A 778-nucleotide genomic window follows, 5' to 3' on the forward strand; every position below is an offset into this window, starting at 1 on the left:
AGGCCGATGCCCAGGCTCGCTGACCAGCTCTCGGGTCCGCCGGAGGAGATCGCTCCCCGGCTGCTCGGCGCGGTCGTGCGCCACGGCGACGTCGCGATCCGGCTCACCGAGGTCGAGGCGTACGCCGGCACGGGTGACCCCGGGTCCCACGCCCATCGGGGCCGCGGCGTCCGCAATGCGACGATGTTCGGTCCCGCCGGCCGGCTCTACTGCTACCTGAGCCACGGCATCCACATCTGCGCGAACGTCACCGTGGGCGAGGAGCACGGCCCAGGCGCGGTGCTCATGCGAGCCGGCGAGGTGGTCGACGGCGTGGAGGTCGCACGTGAGCGCCGCGCCGGCGTGACCGACCGCGACCTGGCCCGCGGCCCGGGCCGCCTCGGCCGGGCACTCGGACTGGTGCTCGGCCACGACGGCACCGATCTCGAGACCGGCGTGATCCGGCTGGAGCTGCCCGCGCCCGGCGAGCTGCCGACCAGGTTCGTCACCGGGCCCAGGACCGGCCTGCGACTGGCCAGCGACCGGCACTGGCGGTACTGGCTACCGGGGGAGCCGACGGTGTCTCCGTACCGCCGTCATCCCCGTGCGGAGGGGCCTCCAGCACCGAGGTGACCCCCCGATTTGCAACCCGGGGGACACGTGTTGGTAATGTTCTCCACGTCGCAGCAGCACGCGGCAAGACTCCCTCGGCCGACAGGCAAACAGGGGGTTTGACGTGTGCGCGACACCAGGGTCACCAGCCCTCAAGGCCCGGCGGTCACGCCGAGTTGACGAGGGA

Annotated in this window: 1 protein-coding gene; it reads left to right on the top strand. The window is 72.9% G+C overall.

Annotated elements, in window-relative coordinates; translation table 11 throughout:
• Positions 1–6 precede the first annotated feature (6 nt).
• Positions 7–612, top strand: a complete 606-nt coding sequence (locus E7Z54_RS07855; RefSeq protein WP_136432589.1) for a DNA-3-methyladenine glycosylase — start codon at positions 7–9, stop codon at positions 610–612.
• The last annotated feature ends 166 nt before the right edge of the window (positions 613–778 follow it).

The sequence above is a fragment of the Nocardioides sp. genome (assembly GCF_004803405.1).
In the GTDB taxonomy this organism is placed as follows: domain Bacteria; phylum Actinomycetota; class Actinomycetes; order Propionibacteriales; family Nocardioidaceae; genus Nocardioides; species Nocardioides vastitatis.

Bases quoted from the DNA above. Each gene is read 5' to 3' on its own strand.
- E7Z54_RS07855 (WP_136432589.1), top strand. From the start codon at position 7: ATGCCCAGGCTCGCTGACCAGCTCTCGGGTCCGCCGGAGGAGATCGCT.